This window comes from Tropicimonas sp. IMCC6043 (genome assembly GCF_004146235.1).
Lineage (GTDB): Bacteria > Pseudomonadota > Alphaproteobacteria > Rhodobacterales > Rhodobacteraceae > Tropicimonas.
Window position 1 is genome coordinate 1 of sequence record NZ_SELO01000221.1, and the last position, 269, is coordinate 269.

Sequence of the window (269 nt, forward strand, 5' to 3'; positions counted from 1 at the left end):
GGGGATGACGGCTATTCGATAGCTGTTACGCATTGAACCTGTCCACGCGAAGTCTCACGCTTCGAGCCATTCCCGGAAGGCTGTGCCATAATCCGGATGCCAGCGCGAGAGCGGCGGACGGTTTTCGATGATGTCGCCGGCAGCCCAGGCGATCCGTTTCTCGTCGGTCTGCCGATCGACTTCGTTGTCGGGACAGAGGATGTAGAAATCCCCCGCCTCGACCCGGTCGAACAGGAAGGTCACTGTCTGTTCGGGCGTCCAGGCGCCTG

Annotated in this window: 1 pseudogene; it reads right to left on the bottom strand. The window is 61.0% G+C overall.

Annotation, left to right across the window (positions count from 1 at the left end):
* Positions 1-54 precede the first annotated feature (54 nt).
* A pseudogene (locus tag EU800_RS26455) lies at positions 55-269 on the bottom strand (short-chain dehydrogenase); the annotation flags it as partial.